Origin of the sequence: Streptomyces caeni, from assembly GCF_042678285.1 — a bacterium.
Lineage (GTDB): Bacteria > Actinomycetota > Actinomycetes > Streptomycetales > Streptomycetaceae > Streptomyces > Streptomyces caeni.
The window spans coordinates 50,614-63,348 of the sequence record NZ_JBHUDX010000092.1; the positions used below are offsets into that span (position 1 = coordinate 50,614).

11 protein-coding genes, 1 tRNA gene and 6 pseudogenes are annotated in these 12,735 nt (G+C 69.4%); 11 read left to right on the plus strand and 7 right to left on the minus strand.

What is annotated here, in order from left to right; translation table 11 throughout:
* Window positions 1-32: 32 nt before the first annotated feature.
* The gene (gene glpX / locus ACFSL4_RS30445; protein WP_381089984.1) at window positions 33-1,055 is read right to left on the minus strand and encodes a class II fructose-bisphosphatase; all 1,023 of its coding nucleotides are present in this window, start codon (window positions 1,053-1,055) and stop codon (window positions 33-35) included.
* A gap of 376 nt (window positions 1,056-1,431) precedes the next feature.
* On the opposite strand from glpX, the gene ACFSL4_RS30450 reads away from it, so the two are divergent.
* The 4 genes from ACFSL4_RS30450 to ACFSL4_RS30465 all read left to right on the plus strand — a co-directional run bounded on the left by ACFSL4_RS30450 (window position 1,432) and on the right by ACFSL4_RS30465 (window position 4,818).
* A complete protein-coding gene (locus ACFSL4_RS30450; protein WP_381089961.1) occupies window positions 1,432-2,757 on the plus strand; it encodes an OFA family MFS transporter in 1,326 nt (441 codons plus the stop codon).
* Window positions 2,732-2,860 carry an MFS transporter small subunit gene (locus ACFSL4_RS30455; protein ID WP_381089964.1) on the plus strand — a complete coding sequence of 43 codons (129 nt, stop codon included), beginning with the start codon at window positions 2,732-2,734 and terminating at the stop codon, window positions 2,858-2,860. The genes ACFSL4_RS30450 and ACFSL4_RS30455 overlap by 26 nt, the downstream gene beginning before the upstream one ends.
* A 157-nt stretch (window positions 2,861-3,017) precedes the next feature.
* On the plus strand, window positions 3,018-3,965 hold the full coding sequence (locus tag ACFSL4_RS30460) for a beta-ketoacyl-ACP synthase III (RefSeq protein ID WP_381089967.1): 948 nt from the start codon (window positions 3,018-3,020) through the stop codon (window positions 3,963-3,965).
* A gap of 175 nt (window positions 3,966-4,140) precedes the next feature.
* A complete protein-coding gene (locus ACFSL4_RS30465; RefSeq protein ID WP_381089970.1) occupies window positions 4,141-4,818 on the plus strand; it encodes a GntR family transcriptional regulator in 678 nt (225 codons plus the stop codon).
* A gap of 7 nt (window positions 4,819-4,825) precedes the next feature.
* Here the strand turns inward: ACFSL4_RS30465 and ACFSL4_RS30470 are convergent, their stop codons facing one another.
* The gene (locus ACFSL4_RS30470) at window positions 4,826-5,104 is read right to left on the minus strand and encodes a hypothetical protein (RefSeq protein ID WP_381089993.1); all 279 of its coding nucleotides are present in this window, start codon (window positions 5,102-5,104) and stop codon (window positions 4,826-4,828) included.
* A gap of 11 nt (window positions 5,105-5,115) precedes the next feature.
* On the opposite strand from ACFSL4_RS30470, the pseudogene ACFSL4_RS30475 reads away from it, so the two are divergent.
* The 6 genes and pseudogenes from ACFSL4_RS30475 to ACFSL4_RS30505 form a co-directional block, all read left to right on the plus strand.
* Window positions 5,116-5,346 (plus strand): annotated as a pseudogene (locus ACFSL4_RS30475) (sugar phosphate isomerase/epimerase); the annotation flags it as partial.
* 9 nt (window positions 5,347-5,355) lie between these two features.
* Window positions 5,356-5,724, plus strand: a pseudogene (locus ACFSL4_RS30480) (ADP-forming succinate--CoA ligase subunit beta); the annotation flags it as partial.
* 103 nt (window positions 5,725-5,827) lie between these two features.
* Window positions 5,828-6,079 (plus strand): annotated as a pseudogene (locus ACFSL4_RS30485) (succinate--CoA ligase subunit alpha); the annotation flags it as partial.
* A gap of 373 nt (window positions 6,080-6,452) precedes the next feature.
* Window positions 6,453-7,112 (plus strand): annotated as a pseudogene (locus tag ACFSL4_RS30490) (aldehyde dehydrogenase family protein); the annotation flags it as partial.
* Window positions 7,113-7,897: 785 nt separating this feature from the next.
* Window positions 7,898-8,053 carry a hypothetical protein gene (locus ACFSL4_RS30500; RefSeq protein ID WP_381089996.1) on the plus strand — a complete coding sequence of 52 codons (156 nt, stop codon included), beginning with the start codon at window positions 7,898-7,900 and terminating at the stop codon, window positions 8,051-8,053.
* 99 nt (window positions 8,054-8,152) lie between these two features.
* Window positions 8,153-8,237 (plus strand) — tRNA-Leu (locus ACFSL4_RS30505).
* Here ACFSL4_RS30505 and ACFSL4_RS30510 read toward each other — a convergent pair.
* Window positions 8,202-8,711 carry a hypothetical protein gene (locus tag ACFSL4_RS30510; RefSeq protein ID WP_381089999.1) on the minus strand — a complete coding sequence of 170 codons (510 nt, stop codon included), beginning with the start codon at window positions 8,709-8,711 and terminating at the stop codon, window positions 8,202-8,204. The genes ACFSL4_RS30505 and ACFSL4_RS30510 overlap by 36 nt on opposite strands.
* Before the next feature lie 68 nt (window positions 8,712-8,779).
* A pseudogene (locus ACFSL4_RS30515) lies at window positions 8,780-9,928 on the minus strand (recombinase family protein); the annotation flags it as partial.
* An 889-nt stretch (window positions 9,929-10,817) separates the two neighbouring features.
* On the opposite strand from ACFSL4_RS30515, the gene ACFSL4_RS30520 reads away from it, so the two are divergent.
* A complete protein-coding gene (locus ACFSL4_RS30520; protein WP_381089973.1) occupies window positions 10,818-11,063 on the plus strand; it encodes a hypothetical protein in 246 nt (81 codons plus the stop codon).
* A gap of 162 nt (window positions 11,064-11,225) precedes the next feature.
* Here the strand turns inward: ACFSL4_RS30520 and ACFSL4_RS30525 are convergent, their stop codons facing one another.
* The 3 genes and pseudogenes from ACFSL4_RS30525 to ACFSL4_RS30535 all read right to left on the minus strand — a co-directional run.
* On the minus strand, window positions 11,226-11,747 hold the full coding sequence (locus ACFSL4_RS30525; protein WP_381089976.1) for an SMI1/KNR4 family protein: 522 nt from the start codon (window positions 11,745-11,747) through the stop codon (window positions 11,226-11,228).
* Window positions 11,748-11,768: 21 nt separating this feature from the next.
* Window positions 11,769-12,437 carry a DNA/RNA non-specific endonuclease gene (locus ACFSL4_RS30530; RefSeq protein ID WP_381089987.1) on the minus strand — a complete coding sequence of 223 codons (669 nt, stop codon included), beginning with the start codon at window positions 12,435-12,437 and terminating at the stop codon, window positions 11,769-11,771.
* Between the two features lie 111 nt (window positions 12,438-12,548).
* Window positions 12,549-12,735, minus strand: a pseudogene (locus ACFSL4_RS30535) (hypothetical protein); the annotation flags it as partial.

A 12,735-nucleotide genomic window follows, 5' to 3' on the forward strand; every position in this document is an offset into this window, starting at 1 on the left:
GCCGGCCGAGCTGCCGCCCGGCCCATGAACTGTCATGCCTTGGTTGTGGTGCTGGTCGCCGTCGGCGCGGTGTGCCCGGCCGGGTCGATCCGGTGTTCGCTGCGCACCAGCAGGACGGTCCTGCTGCGCGAGCTCATGACCAGCGACTCCGTGGTGGCCCGGTCCGGGCCGTGACGGACACCGCTCATCAGGTCCCCGTCGGTGATGCCGGTCGCCACGAAGATCGCGCCGTCGCCTGTGACGAGGTCGTCGGTGCAGAACACCCGGTCGGGATCATGGCCGGCGTCCAGGACCCCGCGTCGTTCGTTCTCGTCACGCGGCGCCCACCGAGCCTGGAGCACGCCGCCGAGGCACTTGACGGCGCAGGCCGCGATGATCCCCTCCGGAGTGCCGCCGATGCCGAGCAGCATGTCGATCCCGGTGCCCTCGCGCGCTGCCATGACCGCCCCCGCGACGTCGCCGTCGGGGATGAACCTGACCCGGGCGCCGGCCGCACGCACCTGGTCGGCGAGGTCCTTGTGCCGTGGCCGGTCCAGCATGCACACGGTGACATGCCCGGGGTCCACGCCCTTGCCCCTGGCGACCGCGCGCACGTTGTCGGCGACCGGCGCGGTGATGTCGACGAGCGCCGCGGCCTCCGGACCGGTGACGAGCTTGTCGATGTAGAACAGGGCCGAAGGATCGAACATGGAACCCCGCGGGCTCGCCGCGAGCACCGAGAGCGCGTTGCTCATTCCCTTGGCGGTCAGCGTGGTTCCGTCGATCGGATCGACCGCGACGTCGTAGGCAGGTCCACGCCCGTCGCCGACGGCCTCGCCGTTGTAGAGCATGGGCGCTTCGTCCTTCTCGCCCTCGCCGATCACCACGACGCCGTTGAACGGGAGCGTGCTCATCTTCGCGCGCATCGCGTCCACGGCCGCCTGGTCGGCGGAATGCTTGTCGCCCCGGCCCGCCCAGTGCGCGGCTGCGATCGCCGCAGCCTCGGTCGACCGCACGAGATCAAGCGCCAGATGGTGTTCCGGCAGCGAGTGGTCGCTGGTCCGTACCGGGTCCATGGTCTGTGCATGCAAGGCACTACCTCCTGCCTCACGCGAAGTCGATCGCGTGGTGCTCGGACCGTAGGGCAGATTCCGCCGCCCATCTCCCCCGGACAGGTGGAACTTGCGGGGGATATCCGGCCGTGGCTCGCGCCCGTGGGCCACCGGCAGGCCGCCGGCGGCCGAAGAGCCGGGCCGGCCGAGGGGATTCACCTCGGCTCATATCGGCCTGAAGATTCACAAACACCCGCATGAAGACCGGCCGGCGCGGTCATGGCACCCGCATGCCCTGCCCGGCGCGGCCACCGTTCACCGCCCCCGGGATACCGTTCATCGCATACCGTCTACGTGACGGGTTCTCAACTCCGGTTGGATTTTCTACGGTTCGGGACCCATGAGCCCTCCTGTCGCACCCACGGGATGGAGCCGCTGGCTGGTCCCGCCCGCCGCTCTGTCCGTCCACCTCTCCATCGGCCAGGCGTACGCCTGGAGCGTGTTCAAACCGCCCCTCGAATCCGCCCTGCATCTCAACGGCACGCAGAGCGCGCTGCCCTTCCAGCTCGCCATCGTCATGCTCGGCCTGTCCGCCGCGTTCGGCGGCACGCTCGTGGAGCGCAACGGGCCCCGCTGGGCGATGACCGTGGCCCTCGTCTGCTTCTCGTCCGGCTTTCTGCTCTCGGCGCTCGGCGCGGCCACCGAGCAGTACTGGCTGATCGTCCTCGGCTACGGCTTCGTCGGCGGGATCGGGCTCGGCGTCGGCTACATCTCGCCCGTCTCCACGCTCATCAAGTGGTTCCCCGACCGGCCCGGCATGGCCACCGGCATCGCCATCATGGGCTTCGGCGGCGGCGCGCTGATCGCCTCGCCCTGGTCGGCGCAGATGCTCCAGTCGTTCGGCACCGACCACTCGGGGATCGCGCTCGCCTTTCTCGTGCACGGGCTGTCGTACGCCGTCTTCATGTCGCTCGGCCTGCTGCTGGTGCGGGTGCCGCGCACCGAGAGGCCCCTCGCGTCCGGGCCCAGCGCCGTCGAGGGCGTGCAGGTCTCCGCCCGCAGCGCCGTGCGCACCCCCCAGTTCTGGTGCCTGTGGATCGTGCTCTGCATGAACGTGACCGCCGGCATCGGCATCCTTGAGAAGGCCGCCCCGATGATCACGGACTTCTTCGCGGACACGTCCACGCCCGTGTCGCTCTCGGCGGCCGCCGGCTTCGTCGCGCTGCTGTCGGCGGCCAACATGGCGGGCCGCATCGGCTGGTCGTCGGCCTCCGACCTGATCGGGCGGAAGAACATCTACCGCGTCTACCTGGGCGTCGGCGCGCTGATGTACCTGCTCATCGCCTCGTTCGGTGACTCCTCCAAGCCCCTGTTCATCCTCTGCGCGCTGGTGATCCTCTCCTTCTACGGGGGCGGCTTCGCCACCGTCCCGGCCTATCTGAAGGACCTCTTCGGGACGTACGAGGTCGGGGCGATCCACGGCCGGCTGCTGACCGCCTGGTCGACCGCCGGCGTGCTCGGGCCGCTCATCGTGAACTGGATCGCCGACCACCAGAAGGAGGCGGGCAAGCACGGGGCGTCCCGCTACGGCCTGTCCCTCGTGATCATGATCGGACTGCTCGTCATCGGATTCGTCGCCAACGAGCTGATCCGGCCCGTCCACCCCCGCCACCACATCCCCGCACCGAAGGAGGCCGCCGATGGACGCCGCGAGCAGCCCGCCTGAACGACGGTTCCTGATCGCACTCTCCTGGCTGTGGGTGGGGGCTCCCCTGTGCTACGGCCTCTACGAACTCGTACTGAAGGCCAAGCAGCTCTTCACCGGGTGAGGCCGGGGCGGCCCCACCGGCATGCGAGGGCGTCCGAGCGTCTGCGGAAGCCGACAACGCGGACGTGCCATTCCTGTCGCTTCACGTGCCGCCGTACCCGTGAGTCACTGATCAGACTGGTGGATCCCGCTACCCAGGCACCGAAGGGGAACCACCCATGCACGGCTCACGCATCGCCGCCGTCGGCCATTACCAGCCCGCCAGGGTCCTCACCAACGAGGACCTGGTCGGCATGGTCGACACCAGCGACGAGTGGATCAGGACCCGGGTCGGGATCCGGTCGCGCCACATCGCCGGGCCGGACGAGCCCGTCGACGAACTGGCCGCGCACGCCGCCGCGAAGGCGCTCGCCGCAGCGGGCCTGATGCCCGGTGACATCGACCTGGTGCTGGTCGCCACGTCCACGGCCATCGACCGCTCGCCGAACACGGCCGCCCGCGTGGCGGCCCGGCTCGGCATCCCCTCCCCGGCGGCGATGGACGTCAACGTCGTCTGCGCCGGCTTCACCCATGCGCTCGCCACCGCCGATCACGCCGTGCGCGCGGGCGCGGCCCGGCGGGCCCTTGTCATCGGCGCCGAGAAGATGTCCGACGTGACGGACTGGACCGACCGTACGACGTGCGTGCTGGTCGGGGACGGCGCCGGGGCCGCCGTGGTCGAGGCGTGCCCGCCCGGGGGCGAGCCCGGGATCGGCCCCGTGCTGTGGGGCTCGGTGCCCGAGATGGCGCATGCCGTGCGCATCGAGGGCACGCCGCCCCGGTTCGCGCAGGAAGGGCAGAGCGTGTACCGGTGGGCCACCACCCGGCTGCCGCCGATCGCGCGCCGGGTCTGCGAGCGGGCCGGGCTCACGCCCGAGGACCTCGCCGGGGTCGTGCTGCACCAGGCGAACCTGCGCATCATCGAACCGCTCGCCGAGAAGCTCGGGGCCGTGAACGCGGTCGTCGCCCGCGATGTCGCCGACTCCGGGAACACCTCGGCGGCGAGCATCCCGCTCGCGCTCTCCAAACTCGTCGAGCGCGGGGAGATCCCGTCCGGCGCCCCCGTGCTGCTCTTCGGGTTCGGCGGGAACCTGTCGTACGCGGGACAGGTCGTGCGCTGTCCGTAGCCGGTGCGCCCCGCTCCGGGGTGGGCCGGGTACCGTCCGCAGGACCGTGCCGGGACGATGTGACGAGGCCGACTCCCCGCGGCCCTGGCCTCTGGGCGCCGTAGACTGTAGACGAAAGACAATCCATACTGGCTCTCCGGCTGCCGCGCTGCCGTTGCCCTGGAGGGGGACCCCGATGTTGTCGACAGGACTGCCACAGGGAGCGGTGCCCAAGCTCGAACGGCCGGGCCCGCTGCGCGACCGTGTCTACGAGGCGCTTCTCGAACTCATCACCACGCGCGCCCTCCAGCCCGGCCAGCACCTCGTGGAGAGCGAACTGGCCGGGCATCTCGGGGTCTCCCGGCAGCCGGTGCGCGAGGCGCTGCAGCGGCTGAACACCGAGGGGTGGGTCGATCTGCGGCCCGCCCAGGGCGCGTTCGTGCACGAGCCGACCGAGGAGGAGGCCGACCAGCTCCTGACGGTCCGTACGCTGCTTGAGGCGGAGGCCGCCCGGCTCGCCGCCGCCAACGCGGGCAGCGCCGGGGTCGCGGCCCTCGAGGAACTGTGTGCGCAGGGCGAGCAGGCCGTGGCGGGCGACGACGTGGACGCCGCGGTCGCCATGAACGCCCGCTTCCACACCAAGGTGATGGAACTGGCGGGCAACGCGGTGCTCGCGGAGCTGGCCGGGCAGGTCGACCGACGGGTGCGCTGGTACTACACACCGGTCGCCCGCCAGCGCGGACAGCAGTCCTGGAACGAGCACCGTGCCCTGATCGCCGCGATCGCGGACCGCGACGAGCAGCGTGCCACACGGCTCATGCGCGAGCACACGGAGCACACGCGGAGGTCGTACCACGCCCGGACGGCCTCCTGAACCCCGCTCACGCCGGGAACGCCCCGGCGGGGCGGGCCGCCGCCGCGGCCGCCGACACCGCCATCCACGCGGCCGGTTCGGCGACAGCCGATCCCCGCCGGACCGGCCTTTGTCCTGTGACGGCATCGCCGCCGAAATCGCCCTTGCCCCCGACCTGTTGACGGACCTCGGCCTGAAAGAGCTGCCATGACCCGGCCACCGGCACCGGCACCTGCACCGGTGCACCGGCACCGGCGATCGCGTCGGCACCGGCACCGGCACCGGCGATCGCGCCGGGCGCTCCCACCCCGCTGCTGGTTCTGGACGTCGTCCCAGTTCCGCCTCTCCCGGCGGCCCGACGGCACGCCCGCGGCCTTCGAACCCCTCGACTACGTGCTCGGGCAGCCCCACCGCTGTCCGCTGTTCCACGTGAAGGACGGGGTGAGCGACCCGTCCGACGAGTTCGGCTACAGCATGGTGGACGTCGGCGACGGCGACATCGGCTACCAGCGGTTCATCTCGGCCGTGACCCGGCTGCGCGAGAGCCGGAACGTCAGCCTCGTCATGTCGACACTGGACGTGGTCGCGGGCTGCGGCGCCCGCCCCGCCAGCTTCCTCGACACCGGTGGCGCAGCCTCCGCCCAGACCATGGCCGACGGGCTGTCCGTCATCCTCTCCGACCCGGCGGTGAAGTCGGTCCTCGTCAACGTCTTCGGTGGCATCACCGCCTGCGACGCGGTCGCCGCTGGCATCGTGCGGGCCCTGGACTCCGTCCGGCTGACCAAACCGTTGGTGGTACGGCTCGACGGCAACAACGCCGCCCGGGGACGCGCGATCCTCAACGCCCGCCGGCATCCCCTGGTCCAGCAGGTCAGCGCCATGGACGGCGCCGCCCGCCGGGTCGCCCAACTCGCCGACGCCGCCTGAGGAGCCCGCCATGGCCATCTACCTCACCAAGGAGAGCAAGGTCCTCGTCCAGGGCATGACCGGGGGCGAGGGCATGAAGCACACCCGCCGCGTGCTCGCGGATGTAGGCGGCGACGCGGAGGAACGGGTCGCCGCCTACATCCGCGAGCACGTCACCAAACCGGTCGTCGGCTGCATCGCCGGCTTCACCGCCCCCGAGGGAAAGACCATGGGCCACGCGGGCGCGATCGTCTCGGGCTCCTCCGGTACGGCACACGCGAAGAAGGAGGCCCTGGAGGCGGCAGGGGTCGGCGTGGGGAGCACTCCTACCGAGACAGCGCGGCTGGCACTGGCGATACCGGAAGAAACGGCGTGATGTCACTCATAGTCGCCACCAGGTGACTGTTGGGTTTCGTGCCAGGTCACTACCGTCCTCGTAGGGCGACCGTCTGTTTCACACCCGACGACAACGCGTCGCGTACGACTTGCCGCGCACAACGCGTCGCGTACGACGTACCGCGTACGACGGCAGCATCCGCAGCACGGCGGCCCGGCATCCGCAGCACGGCCGTTTCCATCGCCCCACGGCGGCCTCCGTCGCCCCAAGCCGGCCCCCCGGCACCACGGCTGCCTCCCGCCGCCCCGGCGGCTGCCGCCCCACGACATCCGCGCACGGCATGTGCGTTCCGAGCGCCGCACGGACCGTGTGCCTCCCGCCCCCGACTGTGCACCGAGAGCGGAGCAACCGAATGGCACAGACCCTCACCCTCAAATCCGGTACCTCATGGTCCGACGCCTGGCAGCGCTGCCTCCCCGTCGCCCCCGAGGCGTTCCGGGACGACCGTGTCCTCAACCTCTGGGACTCGGCCTGGCAGGCGGACGGCCGGGCGCTGCCCGCCACCAGTCCGGTCGACGGCGGTCCCGTCGCGGGCCCGCCCCGCCTCGACCGGGGCACCGCCCGGCGCGCGGTACGAGCCGCCCTGGACCGGCACCGAGCCTGGCGTCATGTGCCCCTGCCCGAACGCCGGGCCCGGGTCGCCGCGACCCTCGACGCCCTCACCGAGCACCGCGAACCGCTCACCCTCCTGCTCGTGCGGGAGATCGGCAAGCCATGGCGGCTGGCCCAGGCCGATGTGGACCGGGCCGTCGACGGCGTGCGCTGGTACGTCGACGGAATAGAACCGATGATCGGCGACCGGGGTCCGCTGGACGGCCCGGTCTCGAACATCGCGAACTGGAACCACCCGATGAGCGTGCTCGTGCACGCCGTGCTGGTCCAGGCCCTGGCGGGCAACGCGGTCATCGCCAAGACCCCGACCGACGGCGGTGTCGCCTGCCTCACCCTGGCCTGGGCACTCGCCGCCCGCGAGGGGATACCCGCCACCCTCGTCAGCGGCAGCGGTGGAGAGCCCGGCGGCGACGAGCGCGTCGACCGTCGCGCGGGTCGCCGCCGGATCGTCGTACGACACGAGGAGCTGCTGCACCGAGCGCGCGATGCGCAAGGGCCGCGCCCGAGATCGGCGCAGTGCCCGTCGAGCACCCGGGCACGCTCCGCGACGACTCCACGCAGCGGTGCGGCGGCCCGGGGATGTTCCACGGGCGGCGTGGTCGGCGACGAGCCGGGGCAGACGGGTACCCCGGCCGCCGATCAGCGGCCGAGGGCCAGTCGCTGCACGGGCTTGGGCTCGCACCGGGTGCCCGTGAGCCGGTGGTACCGCCCGTCGAAGCCGAAGACGTCCCGGCTCCGCATCCGCTTGAGCATCTCGACGGTCTCGCCGAGCCGCGCGATCTCCTCCGCGGGAGGAGCGAGGACGTGGGGTCGTGATGCCGAAGCGCAGAGGATCGGCAACCGGTGAAGCAAATCATCGGCGATCCTGATCGTTACTGCGTCCACAGTCTCGGCCATGGCGGACAGGCACGCCCGCCCGCCCTTGGAATCACCCCTCGGCCACCTCCTCAAGCACGCGCACCGGTCCCTGGCGAGTGCCTCGGCCGAGGCACTGGCGCCCTTCGGCATCGACGGCCACCAGTTGGCCGTCCTGGTGGTGCTCACGGATGAGGAACCGCCCTCCCAGATTCAGTGGGCGATCCGGCTCGGTGTCGACCGCACCACGATGGTGGCACTGATCGACGCCCTGGAGGCCCGCGGCCTCGTCGACGCAGGCGCAGCCCGCAGGACCGCCGCAAGAGCATCGTGGAACCGACGCCGGCGGGCGAGGACTGCCTGCGCCGCGGCGAGCAGGCCCGCCGCGAGGAGGAGCACCGATTCCTCGCCCCGCTGGACGAGGAGGAGGCAGCGGTCGTTCGGACCCTGCGGCTTCTGCTGGAGTCGCACGGCCCCTGGAAGTGACGGCCGCCGCCGGATACGCAGGTGAAGGCCACTCCGAAACCTTGGTATCGTTATCCCTGTCGCCCCCGGGCAGTACCCCGGCCAGGCGACGAACACCTAGTCCGGGTGGCGGAATGGCAGACGCGCTAGCTTGAGGTGCTAGTGCCCTTTATCGGGCGTGGGGGTTCAAGTCCCCCCTCGGACACTGGCTATAGCGATACGGAATTGAGGGCCTCGACCTGACGGTCGCGGTCCTCGTTGCGTTGTCGTAGGTGATCGTGATGCCCAGGGCTTCGTAGAGGGGCTCCTTCTTGTCGGCGTCGGCGGCCTGGATGCGCTGTGCGATGTCTCCGAGTCTCTCAGTGATCTCCCGGATCTGGTCGGCGGTGAGGGGCGGTTCCTTCTTCCGGGTGAGGGCCGGCAGGGCGTCGAGCTTCTTCTGTGCCGCTTCCTTGTCACGTTGTGCGTCGTTGATCCACTGGGTGACGACGGCTGGGTCGGCTCCGGAGTCCAGGGCGGCCTGGTAGCGGGCAAGACGCCGCTCGCATTCCTTGATCGCCTGGCGGGCCTGGGCCTGCTCGGGTGATTCGGTCTGTGCGGCGCTTGCCGCAGAGCTGGCCTGACTGAGTGCGGTGATGGTGGCGGGAGCCGCTTGGGGGTGAAGGCCCGGGCAATCCATGCATCCAGTGCCCGGCAGACGATGTCTTCGCGCAGGTTGACGGTGCGCGGGTGGTCGAGCCCGGGGTAGAGGGCTGCTTCCTGTTCCTTGTACTCGCATCGGTAGTAGACGCGGTCGCGGATCGCGGAGGGCTGCATCTTCCGCCCGCACAGGGTGCAGCGCACTCGTCCTCGCAGGACGTAGGGCCGTCGGGTGCTTCGCCGGGTGGGGCGTTCCTGCTGTTGGTATGCGCGGGCGCGTTGTCTGCGGGCGCGCTGGGCGGCTTCGAAGAGTTCCTTGGTGATGAGCGGGGTGTGTGCGGGTTCGTTGGACCAGATCCACTCGTCGCGGGGGTTGTGGGTCATGGTGGTGCGGTGGCCGAGGGTGACGTCGTCGACGTCGATGAGGCGTTCTTCCCTGCGTTGTTTGTTCCAGACCTCGTGGCCGGTGTAGCGGGGGTTGAGGAGGATCGTTCTGACCGCACCGGCCTGCCATCCGGTCTTCGTGCGGTGGGGGTTGCGGGCGGCGTCGTGGGCGGAGGGGCAGGGGATGCCTTCGCGGTTGAGCCGGAGGGCGATGGCCTCGTCGCTCATGCCGTCGATGTACCGGTTGCCGACGTACATGCTGAAGATGCGCAGCACGACGAGCCCGGTCGCGGGGTCGGGGTCGAGTTTGTGCAGGCACTGTCCGGCGGCTGCTTTGGCGGGGTTGGGGTGGGGTCCGGCGTCGGCGATCCGGTAGCCGTAAGGCGGCCGCCCGCCGAGGTAGCGGCCCTGGAGTTTGGCCTGGGAGCTCATGGCGGTGCGCACGCGGATCTTGATGCGGTTGCGTTCTCCCTTGCTCATGCCGCCGAAGACGGACATGACGAGGTCGTGGGCCTCGTTGTCGGGGTCGATGGGGCCGCCGACCTCCGGGACCCACAGCGGGATGCGGAAGTGGACGAAGACGGGGAAGGTGTTGCCGAACTGGTTGCCGTAGAAGGTGCGTTGCGGCTCCCCGATGACCACAGCGTCGAATCCCCGGTTGGGTTCGCGGAGTGCTCGGAGGAGGTCGTTGGCGCGTGGGCGGCGTTGCCAGGGCAGGGAGCGGCTGTGGCCGATGTCGAAGTACTCGGTGACGATCTGGCCCCCGGCTGGTTCGATCAGGGCGCGGGCCCGTGTGAGTTGCCAGTTCCTGGAGGCCTCGGGGTCTTGGAGGTCCTCGGTGGAGCAGCGTCCGGCGAAGGCGAAACGGATCACGTGTGGTCAGACCCCCGTGCGTAGGGCGTGGAGTGTGTTGTGGGCGTTGTGTGGCGATCTGTCATACCTCGATAGGTTGAGAAGAGCCAGCGGCCCGCTCCTTGCTGTCTCCGGCCTCAAGAGACGGCCGGCTTGCAGCGGGAGTCAGGAGGCGGAGGAGGCGCAGGAGCGCGGCGGCAACCGGCTCTGTCACCTCGGGTGGTTCCTCGGGGACGGCCACGGTGATCCTCCGGAGAGTGTTCGAACTCGAATCCCGCTGGGATGGGTACTGGGGCACTTGCTGCGGGGTGGGGCCGCGGCCCGGCAATCTGCTCGGTGTTGACACATCCCTTATAGGGATGTCGCACGGCTGATTTGTCGTCCTGTCGGCTGAGGACCTCGTGGAGGCAGGCTCGATAGCCGAAACCCGCTTCAACGGATGAACGGCCGGACCGGACGATGTGAGGCAACACGGGACGTGGTGGAGTTTCGCTTCAATGTCTAGCCGGTGATTTAGCACCACTTCACTGATCTGGCAAACGTGCAGGTCAAATGGGGTCTGACTCTTCGGGGTCAGGCCCCTAGATTTTTACCGTGCTGGATAGGTGCTGGATTTTCTGACCTCTCGTCACCTGTCATCACCCCTGCTCACCCCTACCGTGCTGGATTCGTGCTGGATGGGATGAGAGCGCCCGTACTGGTATGTGTACTGGCCAGAGCCTGGCCTGTGGCCGTGAAGTGCCTCGTGGCCCGCGTCCGTCTTCGTTCATGGGGCGGGGTGATGGCGCTCAGTCTTGCGAGTGGCAAACGTTTCGGCCGGGCGTCGGCTTGGTCGAACGCCCCTGGCTGCGTTTCGATGCAGGTGCTGTCTGCGCGTTGGCGGGACACGAGCAGGGCAGGGAGGCGCTCGGTGGCTTACCTCGTCGACTGGCCTTGGGGAACGGTGACTGGAGGGCGGTTTGTTGGCCTGGAACCGCTGGTGCGTCTGGCTGAGCGGTGTGGCCTGCCCGGTCTGCTGGCCGAGCGGGTGCACCTGCCGACGTCGCAGGACGGTGTGGGCGCATTCCCGGCCGCGAAGGTTATGGCGCTGATCGGCGGCATGGCGGCGGGCGCGGACAGCATCGACGTCGGCTCAAGGCGCTGGCCGGGCAACTAGACTAGCCGACCGGGCACGGAAGGTGACGGATGCGGTTGGCTCGTCGTTCTCGGGCGCGGTCGCCCACACCAGCATCATCGGGGCCGTGATCTTGGGTGTCGGGACGGTCCTGGTGGCCGTAGCCCCTGTCGCGAGGACAGGGGCTACCGCCGCATTCATTCTTTAGGGAAGGAATTCCCAGGAGGGGCCGTCGGGTGCGAAGTTACGAGAACACAGCGTGACGTCTCTGCCCTTGAGATAGGCCAGCAGCCAATCGCTGAACGTCATCTCGTAGAGCGTCCACGCCGGACTGTCGAACTCCTGGACAACGACCCGCCAGGGCGACGAGGAGTCGTCGGGAACGCGGAGGAAGACCGCCTCGCCCGTCGTGGCCGTCGCCACCGGCATCAACTCGCCGGGCTTCGCCCCTACCGGACTCGGCAGGAACTCCGCCATGTCCTCCTCGCGCCAGAGCTCGAGATCCCTCCTGATCATTGTTCCCAGATCGTGCAGCAGGTGGCTGGCGGGATGCTTCAGATACAACTGCTGGTTGATCACGACCGAACCATACGCGTCGATGATCTCCCGGAAGTCCGCAGGAAATGCGATACCGAGTTCCTGCTCAAGCGTGATCCATGGGCCCGGATCCGACGAATTGAACCGCGGTTCGCCCAACAGGGCTCGGATCTCTGAAAGCGTTGCCACCAATACGCCCCTTCTAACACTTCAGCACTTCGAGCCGATTCCGGTTGAGGAGTTGATCGCAGTGCACGAGAAGGTGTCCACGACATTCCCCTGTGAGTCGTATGAGGTCATTCCTACCTGAACGGTCGTGGGAACCGCCGAATGAGGATCTCCATATACGGGCACGACCGACATGAACAGGGTATTGCCCTTGTTCAAGGCCGTCCACCCGAAGCGCTCCACCTTGCTGGCCATCCTTCTATTTGCACCGGCGTGCAAAGCCACCAGGTTTCGCGCATCCTGGCCGGTCCCCGCCCCCCAGTAACCTATCAGGTGGCCGGCTTGAGGATCCCCGCCGCCTGCCGCAATTTCTCCCATTCCTTCAGGCTGGACGGACGGTTCGCATGTGGGGCATTTCGGCAGACCGCCCGCCCCGGTCCGGGACCTGCGGTCACTCTGGGTGAGGAATGCCATGGCGCCGGTTGCCCGGCAGCCCTTCTTCCCCTGGTGATTGGTGTACTCCTCCATACCTCCGTAGATCCGCCCTCCGTCGAAGAGGGGCATGAAGTCGCAGGTGAAGTTGGAGTCGTCGTCCGTCTGCCGGGGCAGCGGCCTCGGCGCGGGACCCGGAGTGGGCGATGGCGTCGGCCCGGTGTCCGGTTCGTCGTCCGAGTCCGAGGAACTCGCCTCGTCCGCGGACGGCATCAGCATGTTGCCGAGCGCCTGGCTCGCGTCCTTCAGGTTCTGCTGCCCCTGAGGCGTCGCGGCGTACAGAGCCGTGGCCAGAGCCACCACCGCGAACACCGTGAGCGTGATCGCGAAGTGGCCGTCGAGCTCCACCGTCGACACCGGGTTGCCACCGGCGAAGGCGTAGCGGTTCCCGGTGAAGGGGTCGGTGCCGAGGTTCATGTCGGCGAGGGCGCCCGTGTACATGTCCCGGGTGGTGAAGCGGTTGACCTCGATTCGTCTGTGGCCTGACGTCGTCGCCGTGGGCGGCTGGGTGCCCGTT